Source organism: Glutamicibacter sp. MNS18, from assembly GCF_026107515.2.
Taxonomy (GTDB): Bacteria; Actinomycetota; Actinomycetes; order Actinomycetales; family Micrococcaceae; genus Glutamicibacter.
In genome coordinates this window covers 188817-210647 of record NZ_JAPCHW010000002.1, presented here as the reverse complement: position 1 = coordinate 210647, position 21831 = coordinate 188817, and the positions used below count along the sequence as shown (strand labels likewise).

The window sequence follows — 21831 nt, the reverse complement described above, 5'->3', positions numbered from 1 at the left end:
ATGTCTGAGGCGTTTTCCATGCTCTGTTCGGCCTGGTCTTTCTGGATGGTCATATCGTGTTTTCCTAGTCTCTTTCTATCAATTGACTAGGGGTCTTACACAATCCATCTGACAGGCTCTTACACCGGCATTATCGAGGGCTCCTCAGCCCTCCGGACGAGTTCCGCGTCGCGGCCGGGTGTGGCAGGTGTCAGGCAACCAGCAAGGCGACCACCACATAGGAGGTCAATGCACTGGCCAGTACCCACTCCGCGTTGGATCCGGTCTCCCCCAACACCGGAACCGCGATCCGCCCGTTGGCCTTCCAACATCCACCGACCACCGGAAGCCGGCGGAACCAGCGCGGCGCCCTGATCTTGATTGGCCACAGCCAGTTCACCCCACCGACGGTGAGCATGTCCCCCACGATATGCACGGCGGCGCCAAGCACCACGGCCAGGAAGAACCAGGACCGCTCATCGGGGGCGTTGACGCCCACGAACCCGGCACCGGCCAGGGCGATGACCCAACAGAACACTGCCGGCATGAACTTCATGGTTTTCACGGCGAAGGAGATCAGCAGGACCGCTAGCACGGCCGCACCCGGATAGACCACGCCGAACACTTCGGTGGCCATCGACCACTTGTCCGCAATCCAGGCCAACAAGGCAATGGCCAGGATCCCGATAATCGAGTGCGTGCCATTGCGGTGTCCCCCGGACACAGTGGCCACCACCTTGGTCACCACATTGGAAATCGGAGGCAGGGACCGGGCAATGGTCGCCGACTGGTGGTCGGCGTCCGGAAGCATCGCGGCACCGGCACAGACCATCGCCCCGGCCAGGGTTTCCCATTGGTTCATGTCGAACAGTCCAAAGCCCAGGTCCACCGGTCCAAGACTCACATTTGTCGTTATTGCCAGCCATGCGGCTGCGCCGCTCATGGCGTGGTGTCCACCCATCATGAGTTCAACCTTAGAACGTATGTACGACACTTACGGTGCACCGGCCGGGGTAACCTTAAACACATGTCAACCCTGAGAAAAGCGCGTAAAGAAGACTGTGCCGGAATCCTGGAGCTGATCCATGAACTGGCCGTCTATGAAAAGGAACCTGAAGCGGTGAAGAACACCGTGCGGGATCTGGAGGACCATCTGTTCGGGCACTCCCCGCAGGTCTTCGCCCATGTTGTCCAGGACGAGGCGGGACAGATCGTGGCGGTGGCCATCTGGTATCTGACGTATTCGACCTGGGAAGGACGCCATGGCATCCACCTGGAAGACCTGGTGGTCCGCGAGGCCGCCCGCGGCCAGGGTCACGGCACCGCCCTGCTGACCGAACTGGCGCGGATCGCCGTGCAGCGTGGCTACCGGAGGGTGGAATGGTCCGTCCTGGATTGGAATGAACCGGCCATCAAGTTCTACGACTCGATCGGCTCCTCCTCCATGGATGGCTGGACGGTGCGCCGTCTGGACGGAGAAGCCCTATTGGAGGTGGGAAGCCAATGCGCTACGGAGGAATGACCGTGACCGACCATTGGGTGCAGGTGCCGCTGGACCATGCGGCAGAAAACGGCGAGACAATCCGGGTGTACGCCCGGGAGGTGTCCACCGACGAGTCCAAGCCCTGGTTGCTGTACCTGCAGGGCGGTCCGGGCGGCAAGTCGCCGCGACCGGCGACCCTGTCGGGCTGGCTGGCCGAAGCGGTGAAACACTTCCGGGTGCTGCTGCTCGACCAACGGGGCACCGGGCTGTCCACCCCGGCCAACCGCCAGTCATTGGCGTTGCGTGGCGACGCGGCCGCCCAGGCGCATTACCTGGGGTTCTTCCGGGCCGATTCCATCGTCCGGGACGCCGAACTGCTACGCAACCAGCTGGGCATCGACAAGTGGAGCACCCTGGGGCAAAGTTATGGGGGCTTCTGCACGCTGACCTACCTGTCGCTGTTTCCGCAGTCCCTGGAGCGTTGCCTGGTGACCGGTGGACTGGCTTCCCTGACGGCGGATGCCGACACCGTGTACCGGGCCACCTACCAGCGGATGGCTGAACGCAACGAGGAGTATTTCTCCTGGTATCCGCGGGACCGCGAGGTGCTCGAACGCATCTACACTCATGTTCGCACCTTCCATGACGAGAGACTGCCCGATGGTCGGCTGGTGACCGTTCCGTTGGTGCAGATGCTGGGGCAGTACCTGGGTGGGAATACCCGGGTGCATTCGCTGCACCATGTGCTGGAGGAAGCCTTTGTCGACACCCCCGGCGGCCCCCGGCTGTCGGATACCTTCCTGGGAGTGCTCCATGAGCAGGCCAGCCGGGCAGCGAACCCGCTCTACGCGGTGATGCACGAGTCGATCTATGCCCAGGGCGCGGCCACCCGGTGGGCCGCCGAACGTGTGCTGGCCGAATTCGACCAATTTAACCCGGAAGCACCATGCCCGCTGTTGACCGGGGAAATGGTGTACCGCTGGTATTTCACCGAGGATCCGGCACTACGTCCCTTGGAGGAAACCGCGCGCCTGCTGGCCGAGCATGAGGGTTTCGGGCCGCTTTATGATCTGGAAGTGCTGGCAGGCAACACGGTTCCAGTGGCCGCGGCGGTGTACCACGACGACGTCTATGTCGACCGGGAGCTCTCATTGGACACCGCCGGCAAGGTCAGGGGTCTGCAAACCTGGGTCACCAAGGGGTTCCATCATGATGGAATCGCCGATGAAGGGGCCTACATCGTCAAGCGGCTGTTGGATATGACCAATGGCCAGGTACCGGCGGCCGAGCCGGAGACCAAGCCGGTCCAGGGGTAGGCAACGATCCGGGTCACCGCGAGGTTGAACCGTCCACGTGACGGGTCCGGAACAGGAAATGCCGGGTGGAATCATGGGATCCCACCCGGCATTTCCCTATCTGACGACGTTGCGGACTACTCGCCGTCCTTCAAGCTACCCTCGACTGTGGCCTTCTCGGCAGCCTCGGCTTCAGCCTTGGCCGCCGCGCGCTTTCCCAACGGCGTCCACAACGAGAGAACGGTGGCGATCACGATGGTCGAGGCGATCACGATCAGTGAGAACCCGGTGGTGATCTCCGGAACCCATTCGATCGGCTGGCCGCCGTTGAGGAAGCCCAGCTCGTTGTGGGTCAATGCGTGGAAGATCAGCTTCACACCGATGAAGGCCAGGATGAAGCTCAGTGCGTGCTTCAGGAACACCAGGCGGTTCATCAGCCCGCCGAGCAGGAAGTACAGCTGGCGCAGACCCATCAGGGCGAAGATATTCGCGGTGAAGACGATGAACGCGGACTGGGTCAAACCGAAGATCGCGGGAATCGAGTCCACGGCGAACAGCAGGTCGGTCATGCCGATGGTCACGAAGACCATCACCATCGGGGTGAACATGCGTTTGCCGTTCACGGTGGTGCGCAGCTTGTTTCCGTCGTAGTCCTTGGCGATCGGCAGCTTGCTGGTCAGCTTCTTGACGATACCCGATTCGCTGTCTTCTTCCTCGTCATCGTCCTTCATCTGGTGCCATGCGGTCCACAGCAGGAAGGCACCGAAGATGTAGAAGATCCACGACAGATGCTCGATCATCGCGGCACCGAGCAGGATGAAAATGGCACGGAGTATCAGGGCGATGATGATGCCGAACATCAACACTTCCTGCTGGTACTTACGCGGCACCGCAAAGCGGGTCATGATGATGATGAAAACGAACAGGTTGTCGATGGACAACGAGTATTCGGTGATCCAGCCGGCATAGAATTCCTGGCCCAGCTGGGGACCGGCCTGCCACCAGAGCACCGCACCGAAGATGATGGCCAGAGCGACGTAGAAGGCGACAAAAAGGCCGGCTTCCTTCATCGAGGGTTCGTGCGGCCGGCGTACCACGTACAGCAGATCCAAGAGCAGGATCACACACAGTGCAGCCAGCGAGATGATTTCAAATTGAAGGGTTAACCCTGAAGCGCCCACAGATGAGCAACCTTTCGTCGTAAGGGTATGGAAAAGGAACCGCAAGTCTCTCCGCCGTCATGGGCCCGGCCCATGTTCGGCTGCTGCATCCGGCGAAACTTCATTGTTGCGCGTGTTGACGTTCACAGCATTCGGGATACTCCCCTACGTACAAGGGTTCATTGTAGCCCACTTTCACACCAGTGGACACACGGCGATGCGCCGGCCCGGTGGTGTGCGACACAGGGCCGGACGCACTCTAGGATGGAATAATGGAACAGATCGAGACCGACGGCAGCGCGAATCTCAATGTCAGGCGCGGAACGCGGATCCATCTGCGCCTTCCTGTCACGCCGGGCAGTGGTCATCTCTGGACCTTGAGCGAATGCGGTTCGGGCTTAATGGTTGAACGGGATCGCCATCCCGACATCCCCGAAGCCGAACAGCACAAGAACACGGCAGGCTCCGCCCATGTCGCCGCCTTACGCGCCATCAGTGCCGGCTTCTGGCAGGTCGAGCTGCAACTGTCCAGGGCTTGGGAACGGCAGACCGCCGAAGTCCGGCGCTTCACCATTACCGTGACCTGAGGCGCACGGTTTTTCCTCTAGCTGTTCCGCTGGGAATGAGCCGCGATGCCATCGTGCACATCGGCATTGGACCGTTGCGTGTACCCGTTGGAGAAGGACTCACTTCAGCGAACTGCATGACCCCCGGCCCTCACGGGACGGGGGTCATGCAGTATCGGGAATCACAAGGCGGGCTGCGAGGCCTGTTCACCGGCAATGGTCGTGCCGGGTCGGTTCACGCCACCTGTCCTCCAGGTCACCGAAGAACGATCGTGATGGATTTATCGGCCCGGTTCACGCTGATGTGGTCTCCTTCGACTTGTCCGTTGGGCATTCCATTGGTATCCACCACCGGTTCCGTGGTCTGCGACGTGCCGCGGTCTTCTCCGGTGACCGTTTGGCTGTTGTCGCTGGTGCCCTGGGATTCATCCAGTGGGCCGGCGACGACCGGCTGCTCGGCACCCAGCGGGAACAGAGGTGCCCCCGGACGCCAGAAGGTGTAGCCCCAGTTGGCCGACCACGAGTACGACCAGCTCGACCGGTTGCCGTTGGCCTTGAGTAGCACGTTCGTGAATCTCACGTCGTTTCCACTACGGGCCAGCATGACCGGGCCTGGGTTTCCGGTGAAGCCGAACTGGTCGATCACCGTACCGTTGGTTCCGTGCGAACGGAACGTCAGCCCGTTGAGCCGGATGGTGTTGATGCCCGGGTTGTACATCCGGATGGTAGCCCTGATGTAGGTGTCACCGCCGGTTCCGAGGAACACCGGCGTGACCTGGATCGAGTACCAGATCTTGGCAGCCGCCTCCAATGCATGGCGCACATCAATCCGACCGAAGCCGAAGTGCTGGTCCCGGCCAGCCGAACCCAGGTCGCGGGCGGTCAATTTGATGATGTCTTCGACCTCCCAGGACCTCAAGGACGGATCCACCGAGAGGATCAGCGCCATGAGCCCGGCCACATGAGGGGTTGCCGAGGAGGTTCCGTTGAACGTGTTCACATAGTTGCCGGACGTGTAACCTCCGGCTCCCATGATGTCGGTCGTGGGAATCTTTACCCCCGGTGCCACCACGTCGACCTGCGGCCCGTAATTCGAACCCCACCAGTTCTCCCCGTCCAAACTGGTCTTGCTCTTGCGCTGGTCCCATTGGTTGCTCGCGCCAACGGCCATGAAGCCGCGGATGGATGGAGAGAGGTTCGCCGGGTAGATCACCCCGAGTACGTCGCTATTGCCGGTGGCCGCCGCGATCGGGGTGCCCCTGCCGCCACGCCCATTGGTCTGCCCGTAACGGAAGGCGTTGGTCACCACGGTGCTGGCGCCGCCACCGCCCCAGGAGTTGGAGAGCACATCTGCACCCAGGTCGACCGCCTTGCGGACACCGGCGGCAATGATGGCATCGGTTGTTGACCAGCTTTGACCCACTCCGTAGGCGATCCGGATATGCCGTACCCGGCAATTCGGCGCTACGCCGGCCACACCCTTGCCGTTGTTGGCGGTGGCCGCCGCGATTCCCGCACAGGCCACCCCGTGGCCGTCGCTCGGATTCGGTGTCGGGTCAGAATCGTTGAACCTGGCATCCCACCCGGGGGCCAGGGCATAGTCCTCATGGGCATTGCCACCTTCGTCGATGACGGCGATGGAGATCCCGGAGCTTCCCCGGGAAATATCCCAGGCCTCCGGGCAACGGATCTTGCTGATTCCCCACTGCAAGGACAGCAGCGGGTCGTTCGGGGTGTATGCCGGGGTACTGGCGTCCTCGACCTCTTCCCCGGTTTCCTGCGCCTGGGCCGCAAGCCGTGGGGTGACCCGAACGAAGTTCGGTACCGCGTATTCCACCGCTTCCAGCTCATGCATTGCGTTGGCCACGGCTACCGCCGAATCCTGTTCCCGCTCGGTGCGCACCAGCTGTGCCCCGGGTTCCGGGTAGTCTTCCTGGAGCGTGTGCAGGTGATACTTCGCCAGCAGTTTTACCGCTGCGTCGCTACCGGATTCGAATTTGACGATGAGTTCGCCGTGGTCGATCAGGGCACTTGTGCCCGGTTGTTCATGGGCCTCGGCGACCTCGTAGACGGCCGGGCCGTTGCCCTCTGCTGCCTGTACCTTCGCCGGCAATGCCAAGGGCGCGGCTCCGTCGGGAACCTTGAACAGGACAATGCCCTGGTCTTCCAAATGCATCGTCTCGACCGGGTCACGAAGGTCGGCTACACCCGCGGTGGACTGTGCGACCATGGCTGCGGCTTGCTCGCCGGTTGCGCGCACCGCCATGAAGTGGCTTGATGCCTGCAGCGGTATCCGCTGCCCGTCGGCGTAGTAGTAGGCCGTTGTCTGGTTGGTTTCAGACATTGTTCTGCTCCTTCAGGAGATTGGGTTCGTGGTGCGTCATTGCGCCACGTACTCCTAAGAGCCATCAGCCGCGCCTTTGATACATACCGGGAAAGAAATCCGGAAAATTCCAGCCCCGGATTTCAGGCGGGGTGTTCCAACTGCCAGTTCCCGCCAAACCAGCAGAAACTGCGCGCCAGGGTTTCCCGGCTGGCCGCGGCCAGGGCGGCGGGCCCGTTCTGCCCGGCTGCCAGTCGGCGGTGCAACTCGAGCATCGTGTCATGGGCCATGTCATCGGGAATATCGGTGAGCGGGGCAACGACCGCCTGGACGCCCATGGCCAGCAGGGAGGCAGTCAATCCCAGTGCCTCGTTTCCTGGGCGAAGCACTCCCTGTCCCATACTGCAGGCCGGCAGGACAACCAAGGACGCACGGATGTTGACCTGTTCCAGTTCGTGGGCAAAGAGTGAGCCGCCACGCAACTGCAGCGAGGAAAACAGGGGGCTTTCCTGGCGGTGCCGGCCATGGGCTGCGAGGTGGATTATGTCGCAGGTGGCCAGAGCGTGCTTGATCACGGCGGGTTCCGCCGGGATCTGTTGGGCGTCGGCCCAGCTGTCCGCCACGGCCATGCACTCCCGGGCGGCGTGGCGCAGGCCGGGTCCGGCGGCCACCGCGACCCGAGGCCGGGTGGAAAGCCTGACCGAGCAGGACACCCAGTCCCCGACGGAACGGCTGACCGTCACCGGGTGGTCTGCCAGCCGGGGCAACATCCCCCAGGGGAGGCGTTTGAGTTCGCCACTGGGCACCACGAGTAGCGGTTCGGGACCGATGTCCCCGGGCAGGAGCATGCGGTCAAGTTCCCGCATTGATCCGTCCAATGACTTCTGGACCCCCAGCGCCAGGGGTCCAGGCCGAACCCGCATTGCCGCGGTGGCAGCGGAAATCCCCTGCTGCACCAATCCGGCGATCTTCTCACGCGATCCAAGACCCTGCAATACCGCCGGCTGGCCCGGTTGAACGTGCACCAGGTGCAGTTGCCCGGAAGACCAGAAATAGCTGAGGACCTGAGTGGTACCAAGTTGCCGACGAGTCAGCCGACCTCTTTGCCCGGCCTGTTCGCTGGCGCGCCGTGTCCAGTGGATCTCACGCAGCTGCCTTTCGGACTGGCCGATGGCCCGACCCAGGTCGCTGGCATCTCGTCCTTTGGCGGTACGAAGCTGTTCGTGTTGGCGGCGCAGGTTGACCCAGAGAGCGGCTTCCTCGTTGTTCGACGGGGGCAATACCGAAGGGACCATGCCCAGGGCCGAGCGCCAACGTTCGGTGGCCATCAGCGCCGCCCAGCCCCGGGAAGTGGCCGCATGCTGGAAATCGAGCTCCATCAGGGGCTGCAGGTGAATACCCATGGCTGTTCGCAAGTCCAGGCTGGCCATCCCCGCTCGTGCTGCCCCGATATCCTGGGTTGCGGTGTGCAGCAGACGGCTCCGGGCCCTGGTAGTGGTTGCCACCGTCAGCTGGGCGTGCAATGCCAACAGCCTGGTTGAGAGGCTTGACGAGGAACGCATGCGGCGCAAGCTGTCCACGACCTGCCGGTCCGGGAGCAGCGGGGCATCTGCTCGTGCTGCCAGCACCAGCTGCAAGGCGGTGGCCTGATCCGCGATCCGGCCCCTTCCCGCTGCCCGGGCATCCACGGCCAGTTCGACGGCCTGGTCGACGAGGTTCCCGGCCTCCGCAACCGTGTCCGTTTCCGTGGCCATGGCCAATGCTTCCAGTTGCACCACGCGGGCTTCCAGTGCCCGGGTGGTTTCCCCGCGCTTGTCGCTCTCGATGACCACGTCCCTGGCCAATGCCGCGGCTTCACCGCTCTGGCCAAGGAGTACCAGGCAGCGGGCGTGCTCCAGCCTGGCCGTGGCCCATTCCTCGGCAAGTCCTCCCCTCCGGAGTTCCACACCGGCCCGTTCAAACAACTCGGCGGCTTCCTGGGCCAGACCGGCTTCCCGTAACACGCGGGCCCGATCGTGATGCAAGACGGCCCGATCAACATCCGTGTCCAGGGCATCGGCTTGGGCCATATACCGCAGTGCCTTGGGCAGATCCCCGCGCAGAAACTCGGTGAACCCGAGGTTGTGCATGGCGATGAAACGGTAGACCGGGTACTGTCCGGCCAGGGTCTCGGCCTGTTTGAGGTCTTCCACGGCTTCGGACAGTCTGCCCGCTTGCGAACCGATCGTACCCTTATTCAGCAACAGCCTGATCCGCTCATCAAGTGGTGAACTTTTCGAGTGGGCCAGCGCCAGGCGCATCTGTTCGAGAGCTTCCTCGTGATTTCCGGCGCGGGAGCTGAGCACCCCGGCCTGGATATGGGCCAGGGACCGCAGATCGTCGCGCCCCTGCAGCACCGGGTCCGAAAGGACACCGGCGATTTCCTCCAAGGCAGCCGGAAGCCCCAAGCGGTCACAGATCAACCAGGTGCCGCTGAGCCTGATGCGTAGGCCAAGCTCCATGGCCGCTTCGCCGGGCACGGTGGCCAGGAAGTTCCGGGCCTGGGCTAACAGGTCCTGCGCCTCGGCCAGACTGTATTTGGCAATGGCTTGGCGTGCCTGTTCATAGGCCGCTTGGGCCGCCGCCAACCGCTCCATGGTCGCCACCTCAAAATTCGACCACCGGGGTCAACACTGGTTTGGATTCCGGGTCCATGGGTTGGATCAGGAATCGGATCCTGCCGCGGGGAACCTTCCGCCAGGCCAGACGCCCGTTTGCATCGGACACGGCCCAACGTGACTCAGCGCCGAGGTACAACGCCACCTCGACTCCGCCACCGGTCACCCACGCATCAATCCTCAAGGTCCCTGCGCCATCGGTACTGGCGTTAACCATCAGCTGCATGGCGGAACTGGTGAACGTGACACTTTCAACGACCTCGGTTTCCGGCGAGCGCAGCACCCGGGCCTCGTCATCGAGTAGCGTGGCAAGTTCCGCGTCGAGTTCGGCCCACGTCAAGGCAACCAGCACACCCGCATTGAGTGATGCCGGGGGCGGGTCCAGGGAATCATACAGGTGGGCAATGCTGTCCAGGACGGCCGCGTCCTGTTCGTCCATGGGCTGTTCATGTGGATACTGGCTCATTTCGCACTCCAATGTGCGTCCGTTGATAGTGAGTTCCGCAAGGCTGCCAGGCAGCGGCCCCGGGTCGGTCCAATGGAACCGATCGGTATCCCCAGGATTTCCGATAGTGCCGCATAGTCCGGCGCTCCCCCGCGGCTGATGACGCGCAGGATCTGCTGGCAGCGTGGCGACAGCCTGGAGACGTGATCCCAGAGCATGCGTTGGGTCTCATCCTGGAGCAACAAGTCAACCGGGCCAACGCCGGGATCGGCTGGTTCGCAGCCGGTGTCCTGGTCATCCCAGGACTGCGATTTTCTCTCCATCCGGCTGATCTTCCACGCTTCTCGTCGCACCGTCGTTCCCAGCCAAGCCACCACGGCCTTGGGTTCGCGGATGTTCTCGGCATGATCAACCAGCAGCAGCCACGCGGTTTGCACGATATCCTCGGCATCGGGTCGTTGCAGGTTGCAGGAACGGGCCACGTGCCACAGCAAGGGATTAAGCAATCCCACCAATGGTTCGATCTTCTCCCGCTGCCCATCCCTGAACTGCTCAAAAAGTTCGGCAGCCTGGTCGACCAGCCGTCCCTGTCCGGTCATGGCCGATCCCACTCCAGACAATTCCCCAAGGCCTTCCAGGCGTGCTTCATGCGATCGGACAAGTCCGTGGAGGATGACCCACGCAAGTAACCGGCCAGCTGCGCGGCCAGCACCGGCGCGGCGAATGAGGTACCACTCCAGGACGCGAATCCACCGGAAAAGTCATCCACGTTCAACGTGGCGCGTTCGATCCCGGCATAGATCTGGGACGCGTAGGTCTGCCTGGCACCGATCAGGTTCGTGGGGATGGTTGAGATGACCGCTGCACCGGGACGGAAACAGCTGACCCAGGGCCCCTGGTTGCTGAAGTAGGCGATTGTGCGCAGATCCGGGTTCATTGCGCCCACGGTGACCAGGGGCAGGATCCCGGGGTCCGTGGGCCCCACGGCGAAGGCCGCGGGGAACATCGGGGCCGTCGTGCCGTTGTTGCCGGCCGAGGCAGTGACCAGCACCCCGTGACGGCCAAAGCCCTCCAGCAGGAGACGCAATGGGCCGTCGGACAATTCGTCTTCGGGGGCTTCGTGGTAGTAGCCCAACGAGAGGTTCAGTACGTCAATCAGCTCGTCGTCGTTGCCCGCAGCCAGGGCGCTGGCCTGACGGTGCAGCAATGCCGTCAGCGTCGCGAGCAGGCACGATTCGGCGACCACCCCGTCCCCGGTCATCACCGGGATGCCAAGGATCCGCGCCTCCGGGCAGATCTGGCGGATGACACCAGCGATAAACGTTCCATGCCCGGCACAGGGCGGAATCGACCCGTCCAGCGGGTTGCGCACCGGTTCTTGGACCTGGCAGCCGGGAATCGGTCCCTTCATTCCCAGTAGCTGCGGTCCTTGCCCGGGCATATTAACCAGGTCACCGTCCACATAGGCTTCCTCCGTGGCCGAGAACGGGTCCCCGTACCAGTCATGCGGCCCCAGGCCGGTGTCGGGCACCACGATGACCGGCGCGCGTTCGCCCCGCTGCGGTTTCCTGGCCGGGTCGGGGATGAGCAGGTGAACCGGGGCTCGGCCGCCGGTGCCCGGTAGCCCGTAGCTGGCTTCGGGAGTGGAGGCGACCCCCACATAGTGGGGAACCCCCACGTAGTAGGGAACCCCCACGTAGTAGGGGACGCCGCTGATGTTGTTCGCGGCGACCACGATGTGGTTCAGTCGCACACCGCGGGCAAATCTTCCGTCATGGACATGTCGCAGGTGGACCAACATGTCAAGCGCCTCGACCCCGCCAGGTTCGGGCCGGTCCTCTGCCAACGTCCATTCGAGTTTGTAGATCGGGGCCGTAACCTGTTCCAGGCGCGGGGCGCTACCGTCATCGCGTGGTTCCGCGGCAACACCCAACCTGGTGGCATTGAGGATCAATCCCTGCTCGCCCATGACCCTGCCGATTCCCGTAAGTTGGGAAACCGCTTCTTCAACCGTTGGCATGCTCAGCAACAGGCTGTCTCCGATATATGCCGTCGGGTTCCCCCCTGCTTGGCCGGAGAGGTGAATGTTCCATGCGAGGGAAACGTCCGGGGCAATCGGCAGGATAGGGTTGGGCGGCAGACCAGGTTCCTTGGAATCCCGCGGGATGTCGGATGGTTCAGACATGGTCGTTCCTCTCACATAGGCGTTCCATGTGATGAGGAGTGACTAGAACAGCAGTTGATACATCCGGGAGGAACTTTCCCGAAGCTGTCCCTGCTCCCTGGAATCGGGCCGGAACACCATTGGGGGTGCCGCGTCCCCGAACGATCTCCAACCCCTGTTCAAGAACACCGACGGGCAGTCCGGTTCAGGTCGCCGATCCGGGATCGCGCAGAATGTGGTTGTCGCTGCGAACCATACACCTCCCCGTCGGCAGTGCCGTGGCCGATTTCAGCTTCCGGTCCAAGGACCGAAAGGATATCGAACCGGTCACGCATTGCTCCACACTGTCTGGATACGTTCATCTATACCACGACGCCTCCATGGAGGATAGCGGATCCCAGCAGAACGACGGATCGGTGTATTGTGGCCAAGACCATCCACCAGGGTGGTCGCCACCCGCCCGGGCGGGGCAGGTACGCCAGCCGGCAGCGTGAGCACCGCCGATGATACACACAGCGGTTCAGCCCGTATCGGCTCAGGCGTGCCCGGCGCTCTTCATCTGGCGCAGTTCCTTCTTCAGCTCGGAAACCTCATCACGGATCCGGGCGGCCAGTTCGAACTGCAGCTCGGCGGCCGCCGCGTGCATCTGTTCGGTCATCTGCTCGATCTGTGACAGCAGGTCCTCGGCCGGCGCCGCGGCCAAACCGTCCTGGCGAACCTTCGAGGAGGCCGAGGTACGCTTGGCGTTCTTCGCCAACCGGTTGTTGTTCAGTAGTTCCTGGGTGTCCGCGTCCTCCCGTGCCAACTGGTCGGTGATATCCGCGATCTTCTTGCGCAACGGCGTCGGATCAATACCGTACTTCTCGTTGTGTGCCCGCTGGATCTCGCGGCGGCGGTTGGTCTCCTCGATCGCCTGGCCCATCGCGTCGGTGATCTTGTCCGCGTACATGATCACCTGGCCGGACACGTTACGTGCGGCACGGCCGATGGTCTGGATCAGGCTGGTGGCCGAGCGCAGGAAGCCCTGCTTGTCGGCATCCAGGATCGTCACCAGCGAGACCTCGGGCAGATCCAAGCCCTCACGCAACAGGTTGATGCCCACCAACACATCGAAGGATCCCATGCGCAGTTCACGCAGCAGTTCCACCCGTCGGATGGTGTCGACGTCCGAGTGCAGGTACTGCACCCTGATCTGGTGTTCTGTCAGGTAGGTGGTCAGGTCCTCGGCCATCCGCTTGGTCAGCGTGGTGACCAGCACGCGTTCATCACGCTCCACCCGGATACGGATCTCGTCGAGCAGGTCATCGATCTGGCCCTTGGTGGGCTTGACGATGATCTCCGGGTCGATCAGCCCGGTGGGACGGATGATCTGCTCCACCACACCATCGGACTTGCCCAGCTCGTATTTGCCAGGGGTGGCCGAGAGGTACACGGTCTGGCCGATGCGTTCCAGGAACTCGTCCCACTTCAACGGCCGGTTGTCCATCGCGGAGGGTAGCCGGAATCCGTGCTCCACCAGGGTGCGCTTGCGCGACATGTCCCCCTCGTACATGGCACCGATCTGCGGCACGGTCACATGGGACTCGTCGATCACCAGCAGGAAGTCGTCCGGGAAGTAGTCCAGCAGGCAGTGCGGGGCGCTGCCCTGTTCGCGGCCGTCGATATGCCGAGAGTAGTTCTCGATCCCGTTGCAGAAGCCCATCTGCTCCATCATTTCCAGATCATAGGTGGTGCGCATGCGCAACCGCTGGGCCTCAACAAGCTTATTCTGCTTCTCCAATTCGGCCAGCCGCTGCTGCAGCTCGTCCTCGATGGATTTGATGGCCCGGCCCATCCGATCGGCACCGGCCACATAGTGGCTGGCCGGGAAGATGTACATCTCGGTTTCCTCGCGGATGATTTCCCCGGTCACCGGGTGCAGGGTATGGATTGCCTCGATCTCGTCCCCGAAGAACTCTATGCGCACCGCCTGTTCCTCGTACATCGGGATGATTTCCACGGTATCCCCGCGCACCCGGAAGGTACCGCGGTGGAAGTCCATGTCGTTGCGGGTGTACTGCATAGCCACGAACTGGCGCAGCATCGCATCCCGGTCCAGTTCCTCGCCCTGGCGAACGGTGACCATTCCGGCCACATATTCCTCCGGGGTTCCCAGACCGTAGATGCAGGAGACCGTGGCCACCACTATGGTGTCACGTCGGGTCAGCAGGGAGTTCGTTGCCGAGTGCCGCAGGCGCTCGACTTCCTCGTTGATCGAGGAGTCCTTTTCGATGAAGGTATCGGTCTGCGGCACATAGGCCTCGGGCTGGTAGTAGTCGTAATAGGAGACGAAATACTCCACCGCGTTGTTCGGCATCAACTCGCGGAACTCGTTGGCCAGCTGCGCGGCCAGGGTCTTGTTCTGCACCAGCACCAGGGTGGGGCGCTGCACCTGTTCCACCAGCCAGGCGGTGGTGGCGGACTTGCCGGTACCGGTGGCACCCATCAACACGATGTCCTTTTCGCCGGCCTGGATCCGCTGGGTCAATTCGGAGATCGCCTGCGGCTGGTCACCTGCGGGGGTGTACTCGCTGATGACTTCAAACGGGGCAACGACGCGCTTGATCGGCTGTGCAAGACTCATGAGTCCAGCCTACGCCTTGCAACGGACGCTTGGGGCGGTAATCGCCATGGGTGAAGCCAGCCACCTGAAACCGGCCATTGGCCCGGAATAACGCCGCTGTAACACCCTGGTAACGGCTGTTTGGGAACATTGGACGCGGGCCGACTCGACGATGGATTCGGGAGGGTGGTCGGCGTGTCAGAGTTCAGCGTGATCCACGACGTGACAGTCCAGCTGCGCAACGATATCTTCAACGCCCTGCAAACTACCGCGGACACCGACTTCGGACTGGGCGGGGAGATCGAGCGGATCACCCTCGGCTCCCCTGCCGCGGAGCTCGATGATGACTGCGTGGCAAGCCTGTATCTCTACCGATTCGGAGTCAACCCGTCGCTGCGCAACCAGCAGGCCCAACCCGACAGGAACGATCCGGCGCTATTCCATTACCCTCCCCTGCCGTTGCAGCTGCATTACCTGTTTACCCCGCTGCTGGAGGATGAACGAACCAATCTGTTGCTGCTGGGCCGGGTCCTGCAATACGTCCACGACACGCCAATCGTCCGCACCCTCAACGGGGAGCTGATCGATGACAGCCATGGAGCGGCTCCACGGGTCCTTCGCCAGTTCCCCGAGGAACTTGAGCTGGAGCATCTCAATGGCCTGTGGGCGGCGTTCACCACTGCCCTGCGCCTTGGGGCCGGCTTGCGGGTGGAAACCGTGGCAATCGACAGCGCCCTTCCGCCACGCCAGCTGGCCCGGGCCATGCAGCTTATCCAGGCCACCGGATTGCGGGAGGACCGGCGATGACCCGTTTCCCCGATGCGGTGATCGGCATCCGCCAGGCCGTGGCCAGCGGACGAGTCAGCGACGCCATCAGCGATGAAGGGGTCGGGGGCTATGCCGCCAGCGTGCACTATCGTACGGATCGGGCCGAGGGCACTCTCCCACTGGTTTTCTCGTCTCTGTCCAACGGCTGGTTTGCTGCCCACCTGGCCTCCGGTTCGCTAACCCCGGAGCTGTCCGGGGCCGGGCAGGTGGAATTCACGCTCACCGTCGCCGCGCCCGGCTACCCTCCTGCCGAGGAGATCCTGCGGGTGCCGGGTAGCAGGTTCACGATCGAGGACGTCGATATCGAACAGGTACCGGGACTCGGGATCCGCAGGCTGGTTGGTCCCGCACTGGAATTCCGGGTGCAACTGCAGCCTGCCGCGGTGGCCCTGCGCGGAAGCGTCATCTACGAGCATGACCCGGAGCGCCCGGTCCCCGGTGCGAGAGTGACCGTGGCCCCCGCAGCCCCGGTGATTGCCGACGCGCACGGGCGCTTCACGATCCCGGCGCTACCGCTACTCGGCCTGGTCGAGGTGCAGGTCGAGGACGGCACCGATTCACAAACCCACCACCTGCCGGTCGACTACGGCCAACCGGTCAACGTGGCCACCTTGTCCCTGACCCCTTCGAATGTGGAGAACGACCATGGCTGAATATCTGGCGCCAGGCGTCTATGTTGAGGAAATCCCGTCAGCCAACAAACCCATCCAGGCGGCAAGCACCTCCACCGCGGGCATGGTGGGGATGACCGCCCGTGGGCCGGTAGGACGTCCCGAACTGGTGACCAGCCTGGGTGCCTACGCCCGGCTCTTCGGCGGCCGGCTGGACCCGGGAGCCTACCCTCCGGGCCGCGCCCTGCTTCCCTTTGCCGTGGAGGGCTTCTTCGCCAATGGCGGTTCACGGCTCTACGTGGTGCGTGTCGTCGGTGGCAATGCCCAGCATGCCAGCGCACCCTGCCATGTCCCACCGGCCGGTGCGTCCGGCACCGCCCTGCGTGCCCCCGCCGGTACCGGGGCGACCCAGATCGTGGTCGCCGACAACACAGGTTTCGAGGCCGAGACCCGGGTGCTGGTCGGCGGCGAGTCGCCGGAGATCGCCCGGATCGGGTTGGCGGACGCCGGGGACCGTCATGTCCTGGCCCGTGCGTTGCGCAGGGCCTTCCCGGCCACCAGCACGGTGACGGTCCAGGAGCTCACCGAGCTGCCGGTGCTGCTGGCCGAAGCGGCCGCAGCCGGTGCAGGCCAGCTGACCGTTGACGACAGTTCCCCGTTGGCCGCCGGGATGGATCTGGTGCTCTCGGCTCCCGGCGGAACCGGACCCGGTGAGGCGATCCAGCTGGCTGCGGTGGATGGCGACACGCACCGGCTGACCCTGGCCTGGCCGCTGTCCCACGGATTCGCCCCCGATGCCACCCTCTCGACCCTGGACGACTCGACGGATGCGGCCGAGGAGACGACCCTGGCCTCACGCGCCCTGGCCGGGTTGGATCCCGGCGTCCTGGAACTGCAGGAACCGGACGCCGCCGCCGAAGGAGCCTACCTGCGGCTTGGCGACGGCTCCGTCAGCGAAATCGTGCGGGTCCACTCCGTTGCCCACGCCATGTCATTGGCCGAACCATTGAGGTTCACCCACCAGACCGGCGGGCTGGTCACCACCCTGGCCGAGGCGTTGAGGGTCCATGCACGATGGCCGGGAGCATGGGGGGACAACCTGCGCATCACGGTGCGCCCCGCGGCGCTGGCCTCCACCTCCCTGGCCGAGGACCTGGAAACCGGCCAGCGGATCATGCGGGTCGGGAACGCGCTGGGCATCCATCCCGGATCTGTACTGGTGTGCTACCCCGCCGGGGCGGAACCCACAGCGGATGCCGAACGTGAGGTCCTGGTGGTCCAGGAGGTCGACCGGGGCGCCGGATCGGTCACCCTACGCGAAGCCCCGGCCATGCTGCACCCGGCCGGTACCGTGGTCAGCAGCCGCGAGTTCACCCTGCAGGTGGATCTCATGCAGGACGGGCGGAGCGCCGAATCCGAGACCTTCAGCAACCTCAGCCTGGATCCGCTGCATCCGAACTTCGCCGCGGCCGTGGTCGGCACCTGGGATCCGGAAGGCGCCATGGACGCGGGCCAGTCGGCGCTGGTGCGGCTGGCCGTAGCCGCCGCGGATCCACCCACCGCGGCACTGGTCAGCGGGCTTGAGCAATTCCTGCGGGACGGGGACGATGATGCGGCCTCGGTCGGCGAGGAGCAGTATGTGGGAACCGCCGCGGTCGATCCCGGACGACGCAGCGGCATCCAGGCGCTGGAGAACGAACCGACGCTGTCGCTGGTGGCCGTCCCGGGGATCACCGGGCTCGGGGTGCAACAGGCCCTGGTCGCGCACTGCGAGAAGATGCGCTACCGGTTCGCGGTGCTTGACGTGCCGGAGGGTGCCACACTGAATGAGGCCCGCGCCCACAGGCAGAATTTCGACTCCACCCGCGCGGCAATCTACTACCCGGATATCAGGATCGGCAATCCATTCGCCCCGGCCGGCTCGATGCTCTCCATCCCGCCCTCCGGGCATGTGCTGGGTGTGTATGCACGCACCGACACCACCCGCGGGGTGCACAAGGCCCCGGCCAACGAGGTGGTGGTCGGGGCCTTGGGCCTGGAGGTGGCGCTCACCAAGGGCGAGCAGGACATCCTGAACCCGATCAACCTGAACGTGCTGCGCGACTTCCGCAGCGAGAACCGCGGCATCCGCATCTACGGGGCCCGTGTGGCGACCAGCGACCCGGAGTTCAAGTACGTCAACGTGCGCAGGCTGCTGCTGTTCATCGAGCAGTCGCTGGACACCGGATTGCAGTGGGCGGTCTTCGAACCCAACGACAAGCCGCTCTGGGACGGGGTCAAGCAGTCCATCACCGGGTTCCTGGACACGGTGTGGCGTTCGGGGGCGTTGGAGGGCACCAAGCAGTCCGAGGCCTTCTTCGTGAACATCGGCTACAACGTGACCATGAGCCAGGCCGATATCGACAACGGGTTGCTGGTGGTCGAAATCGGGGTGGCACCGGTGAAGCCCGCCGAATTCGTGGTGGTGCGCATCAGCCAGAAGACCCGCGAAGCCACGGCCTAGCACCGGTGCACTAGCCAAGGAGTGAAGAGATGAGTCCACGCAATGACCCCTACGCCCAATTTAATTTCCTGGTGCTGCTCGACGGGGTCGCCTCGGCCGGTTTCACCGAGGTGTCCGGGCTGAATACCGAGTCCGACATCGTCGAGTACCGGGAGGGCAACTACGTCGGAGGGGTACACAAGCTTCCGGGTCTGGTGAAATTCGGCCAGCTCACCCTCAAGCGCGGCTACACGCTCAACCAGGATTTGTGGTTATGGCGCAAGACCACCCTGGAAGGTGCCACCGAGCGGCGCAATGGGGCGATCGTGCTGCTCGATGAGGCGCGCGAACCGACCCTGCGCTGGGAGTTCTTCGAGGCCTGGGTGTCCAAGTACGAGGGACCGGCCTTGAACGCCACCACCAGCGAGGCGGCCATCGAATCCATCGAGTTGGCTTTCGAGAACCTGCAGCTGGCCGAGTAGCACCATGGGCACCCTACCGCTGACCCCCGGCATCTACCGCCAACCCCTGGCTCCCGTACGGAGTCCGGGCCGGTTGGCGCGCGGGGATGTGCCCGCACTGTTGGGGTATACGCGGCGCGGACCGGTCGGAGCACCGGTGCGCATCTATTCCATGGAACAGTTTGAGCAGGTATTCGGTGCGGCCCCGGCACATGGGCACCTGTGGCCGGCAACCAAGGGGTTCTTCGAAAACGGCGGGCAGAGCGCCTACGTGATCCGGGTGGCCACCGACAGGGCGCACGCGGCATCCCTGTCCCTTCCGGCCAGCGGACCGGTACGCTGGCAGGTGGCCGCGTCCTTCCCCTGGTCCATGATCGATCCTCGGCGCCTGGCGGGCAGCGAACGGCTGGAAGCCGCAGGGTGGCTGGCGGTATTCGGCGAACAGCTGCGCCGCAGCGGCCCGCGCAGCGAAGATCCGGGAATCTGGGGGAACACGGTGGGCTTGCGGATCCGTCGCACCTCCGCCGCCCGGAGCCGGACGATTCCCGACACCCTGGATCGCGGTGCGGTCAGCCGGGTGACCACCCTGGCCTCGATCAGCAGGTATTCGGTACTGCAGCTGACCCAGCTCGCGGACTCCGGGGAAAGGCTCCAGGCCTACGCCCTCCCGGCGGCGGTCGATCCGGCGCGCAGCCTGATCCATTGGGAATCGGAAGCCTCCGTCCTGCCGTGCCGGCTGGACCGGGAGATGCGGATTGCCTCGGTCGATTTCTCCTTCGAATTCACCCGCGATGCCGTGGCCACCCAGCGTTTCGAGGCCCTGGCGGTGCACCCGCTGCACCCGAATTCCATCCTGCGCGTGCTCACCGGGCAGTGCAGGGACGCCGGGTTGCGCGCCATCCCGCGGCAACTCATCGCCGGCAACTGGGTTGAGACCGCGGATGAAGCAGCAGCCGGGGCCCTGGCGGGGATCGATTGGAGGAACGAGCTGACCTGGCCAGCCGAGGGCCAATGGCAGCTGGCCGGTGGCACCGACGGGTTGGAACAGGTCGCCGCGGCACACTGGGTGGAGGCCTTGGAAGAAGTGGCCCGGTTGGAGGATGCGGCCCTGCTCTGCTGCCCCGATCTGGTATTGGGCGGTACCGCGTCCCAGGCCATCGTCCAGGCTCTCCCGCATCCGGTGGATTGCGCGGACCTGGGCGAACGGCCCACCGCGATGCTCAGCGGTATCGTCAATGGGATCGAGGCCGATGGCAGGTCGCAACCACTGGCCGGGGTTCAGGTCCAGGTCGCCGGAACCGACCGGCGCACCAGCACCGGGGCCAACGGGCAGTTCACCCTGGGCGGTGTCCCCGATTCGGTGATGCTGCTCAGGTTGCGCCACCGCGACTACACTCCGTTGGACGTCCCGGCCCAGGGCACGCCCTTTACCAGCACCCCGCTGCTGGAACTGGCCATGTCCCGGTTGACGCTGCCGCGCGTGCTGGATCCCGATCAGATCCGTGAGGTGCAACGGGTGATGCTCGATTCCGGGGTGGTTGGCCCCTACAAGGTGGCTTTGCTTGATCCTCCCACCCCGGAGGCGACCATTCAACAGCTGGTGGCCTGGCGGGATCGGCTCGGGGAGGCTCCACGCGGGTTTTTCAGCGTGCCATGGCTTGTGCTGGCCGGCGCGGACGGGCAGGCCCAGTGTCCGCCCAGCGGACACGTGGCCGGGGCCTTTGCCGCCGCCGAGCTGGCTGCCGGGATCCACTATCCCGCCGCCAACCGGACCCTGCGCCACCTGCAGGCGGTGACGCTGGACATCGACGAGGTCATCCAGCAGGAACTGAACCCGGTGGGGATCAACCCGGTGCGCAGCTTCGAAGGACGCGGCCTGCGCCTGCATGGGGCCAGGTCCCTGTCCTTCGACCCGCAATGGCGGTTCATCACGGTACGCCGGCTCATCGACGCCATCGAGAAGTCGTTGCTTCGGTTGCTGGAACCGGTGGTGTTCGAACCTCACAACGAGCTGCTATGGCACTGCGCCAGCACCACGATCGAATCCTTCCTGGCCCGGCTGCACCGCGAAGGCATGCTCGCCGGGGCGAGCCAGGCGGCGGCTTTCGCCGTGCGCTGTGATGAACAGGTCAACCCGCAGCCATCCCGGGACGCCGGAAAACTGGTCATCGAGGTGGCAGTGGCTCCCACGGTCCCCTATGAATTCATCACCTTCCGCATCGGGCACGCCTTTGATGCCCTGTCCATCACCGAGGAGGCATGATGCGCCCGCTGCCGGCCTACAATTTCTACATCGCCCTGGCCGAGGCCGATGCGCCGGCCTACGCCCCGGCGCTGGCCGGACTAGCCGCAGTGGTGCTCGGTGGATTCAGCGAAGCCAGTGGACTGGAAAGCGAAATCCAGGTGGAGGAACGCCGGGCCGGCGGGGTGAATGACCGGGTCTTCCAGTTCCCCGGCCCGGCCGCTTTCCCCCATCTGGTCCTCACCCGCGGGGTCGGGTTCGGCGAGGACCTGTACCTGTGGCATGAACAGTTCCTGCGTGGTGAGGGGGTACGTCGCCACGGGATGGTGTTCCTGGCCAACGAACAGCGTATTCCGATCAAGGCCTGGAAGTTCGAGCACGGGATCCCGGTGAAATGGTCCGGCCCGGCGCTGAATGCCGCCAGCTCGGCCCTGGCCATCGAGAAACTGGAAATCGCCCACGAGCACATGTCGCTGGTGCTCAGCCCCGGCAAGGCCCTGGCCGCAGCGGCGGATGCGTTGGGGGTGTGAGAT

17 protein-coding genes are annotated in these 21831 nt (G+C 64.3%); 9 read left to right on the top strand and 8 right to left on the bottom strand.

Translation table 11 applies throughout. The features are described 5' to 3' along the window. Positions 1-190: 190 nt before the first annotated feature. Positions 191-943, bottom strand: a complete 753-nt coding sequence (locus OK351_RS03545) for a metal-dependent hydrolase (protein ID WP_265155974.1) — start codon at positions 941-943, stop codon at positions 191-193. A gap of 63 nt (positions 944-1006) precedes the next feature. Here OK351_RS03545 and OK351_RS03540 point away from each other — a divergent pair, with 63 nt between their 5' ends. Further along, entirely contained in the window at positions 1007-1501 is a 495-nt protein-coding gene (locus OK351_RS03540; protein WP_265155973.1) for a GNAT family N-acetyltransferase, read from the top strand. Further along, entirely contained in the window at positions 1498-2778 is a 1281-nt protein-coding gene (locus tag OK351_RS03535) for an alpha/beta fold hydrolase (protein WP_265155979.1), read from the top strand. Before OK351_RS03540 ends, OK351_RS03535 begins: the two co-directional genes overlap by 4 nt. A gap of 116 nt (positions 2779-2894) precedes the next feature. Here the strand turns inward: OK351_RS03535 and OK351_RS03530 are convergent, their stop codons facing one another. Continuing rightward, positions 2895-3938, bottom strand: coding sequence for a TerC/Alx family metal homeostasis membrane protein (locus tag OK351_RS03530; protein ID WP_265155972.1), 1044 nt, complete (start codon positions 3936-3938; stop codon positions 2895-2897). Between the two features lie 251 nt (positions 3939-4189). On the opposite strand from OK351_RS03530, the gene OK351_RS03525 reads away from it, so the two are divergent. Then, positions 4190-4504, top strand: a complete 315-nt coding sequence (locus OK351_RS03525; protein WP_265155971.1) for a protease inhibitor I42 family protein — start codon at positions 4190-4192, stop codon at positions 4502-4504. 235 nt (positions 4505-4739) lie between these two features. Here OK351_RS03525 and OK351_RS03520 read toward each other — a convergent pair whose 3' ends face one another. The 6 genes from OK351_RS03520 to uvrB form a co-directional block, all read right to left on the bottom strand. Further along, the gene (locus OK351_RS03520) at positions 4740-6827 is read right to left on the bottom strand and encodes a S8 family serine peptidase (protein ID WP_265155970.1); all 2088 of its coding nucleotides are present in this window, start codon (positions 6825-6827) and stop codon (positions 4740-4742) included. Positions 6828-6949: 122 nt separating this feature from the next. Next, entirely contained in the window at positions 6950-9442 is a 2493-nt protein-coding gene (locus OK351_RS03515) for a CHAT domain-containing protein (RefSeq protein ID WP_265155978.1), read from the bottom strand. A 10-nt stretch (positions 9443-9452) separates the two neighbouring features. Further along, the gene (locus tag OK351_RS03510) at positions 9453-9929 is read right to left on the bottom strand and encodes a hypothetical protein (protein WP_265155969.1); all 477 of its coding nucleotides are present in this window, start codon (positions 9927-9929) and stop codon (positions 9453-9455) included. Continuing rightward, a complete protein-coding gene (locus OK351_RS03505; RefSeq protein ID WP_265155968.1) occupies positions 9926-10507 on the bottom strand; it encodes an RNA polymerase sigma factor in 582 nt (193 codons plus the stop codon). Before OK351_RS03505 ends, OK351_RS03510 begins: the two co-directional genes overlap by 4 nt. Beyond that, on the bottom strand, positions 10504-12093 hold the full coding sequence (locus OK351_RS03500) for a S8 family peptidase (protein ID WP_265155967.1): 1590 nt from the start codon (positions 12091-12093) through the stop codon (positions 10504-10506). The genes OK351_RS03505 and OK351_RS03500 overlap by 4 nt, the downstream gene beginning before the upstream one ends. 514 nt (positions 12094-12607) lie before the next feature. Further along, positions 12608-14695, bottom strand: a complete 2088-nt coding sequence (gene uvrB / locus OK351_RS03495) for an excinuclease ABC subunit UvrB (RefSeq protein ID WP_265155966.1) — start codon at positions 14693-14695, stop codon at positions 12608-12610. Between the two features lie 174 nt (positions 14696-14869). Here uvrB and OK351_RS03490 point away from each other — a divergent pair, with 174 nt between their 5' ends. From OK351_RS03490 to OK351_RS03465, 6 genes are read left to right on the top strand one after another with little or no spacing between them, the layout of a single operon-like run. Beyond that, the gene (locus OK351_RS03490) at positions 14870-15481 is read left to right on the top strand and encodes a Pvc16 family protein (protein WP_265155965.1); all 612 of its coding nucleotides are present in this window, start codon (positions 14870-14872) and stop codon (positions 15479-15481) included. Beyond that, positions 15478-16155 carry a carboxypeptidase-like regulatory domain-containing protein gene (locus OK351_RS03485; protein ID WP_265155964.1) on the top strand — a complete coding sequence of 226 codons (678 nt, stop codon included), beginning with the start codon at positions 15478-15480 and terminating at the stop codon, positions 16153-16155. The genes OK351_RS03490 and OK351_RS03485 overlap by 4 nt, the downstream gene beginning before the upstream one ends. After that, positions 16148-18616 carry a phage tail sheath subtilisin-like domain-containing protein gene (locus tag OK351_RS03480; RefSeq protein ID WP_265155963.1) on the top strand — a complete coding sequence of 823 codons (2469 nt, stop codon included), beginning with the start codon at positions 16148-16150 and terminating at the stop codon, positions 18614-18616. The genes OK351_RS03485 and OK351_RS03480 overlap by 8 nt, the downstream gene beginning before the upstream one ends. 29 nt (positions 18617-18645) lie before the next feature. Continuing rightward, on the top strand, positions 18646-19077 hold the full coding sequence (locus tag OK351_RS03475; RefSeq protein ID WP_265155962.1) for a phage tail protein: 432 nt from the start codon (positions 18646-18648) through the stop codon (positions 19075-19077). Positions 19078-19081: 4 nt separating this feature from the next. After that, positions 19082-21319 (top strand): phage tail sheath C-terminal domain-containing protein, encoded by a 2238-nt coding sequence (locus OK351_RS03470; protein WP_265155961.1) that lies wholly within the window; start codon positions 19082-19084, stop codon positions 21317-21319. Then, positions 21316-21828: a phage tail protein gene (locus OK351_RS03465; RefSeq protein ID WP_265155960.1), complete on the top strand. Its 513-nt coding sequence runs from the start codon at positions 21316-21318 to the stop codon at positions 21826-21828. The genes OK351_RS03470 and OK351_RS03465 overlap by 4 nt, the downstream gene beginning before the upstream one ends. Positions 21829-21831 lie beyond the last annotated feature (3 nt).